Annotated in this window: 1 rRNA gene; it reads right to left on the bottom strand. The window is 53.2% G+C overall.

Going from position 1 to position 538, the window contains the following annotated elements:
* Positions 1-14: 14 nt before the first annotated feature.
* Positions 15-538: ribosomal RNA gene (locus NBG71_RS18660) — 16S ribosomal RNA — on the bottom strand; the annotation flags it as partial.

Below are 538 nucleotides of genomic sequence, written 5' to 3'. Positions count from 1 at the left end.
ACGTATCTCTTAGGTAAGGAGGTGATCCAACCGCAGGTTCCCCTACGGTTACCTTGTTACGACTTCACCCCAGTCATGAATCACAAAGTGGTAAGCGCCCTCCCGAAGGTTAAGCTACCTACTTCTTTTGCAACCCACTCCCATGGTGTGACGGGCGGTGTGTACAAGGCCCGGGAACGTATTCACCGTAGCATTCTGATCTACGATTACTAGCGATTCCGACTTCATGGAGTCGAGTTGCAGACTCCAATCCGGACTACGACAGACTTTATGAGTTCCGCTTGCTCTCGCGAGGTCGCTTCTCTTTGTATCTGCCATTGTAGCACGTGTGTAGCCCTACTCGTAAGGGCCATGATGACTTGACGTCATCCCCACCTTCCTCCGGTTTATCACCGGCAGTCTCCTTTGAGTTCCCGCCATCACGCGCTGGCAACAAAGGATAAGGGTTGCGCTCGTTGCGGGACTTAACCCAACATTTCACAACACGAGCTGACGACAGCCATGCAGCACCTGTCTCAGCGTTCCCGAAGGCACTCCT

The sequence above is a fragment of the Proteus sp. FZP2095 genome (assembly GCF_023701425.1).
GTDB classification, from domain to species: domain Bacteria; phylum Pseudomonadota; class Gammaproteobacteria; order Enterobacterales; family Enterobacteriaceae; genus Proteus; species Proteus cibarius.
This window is presented reverse-complemented; position numbering and strand designations above follow the sequence as displayed.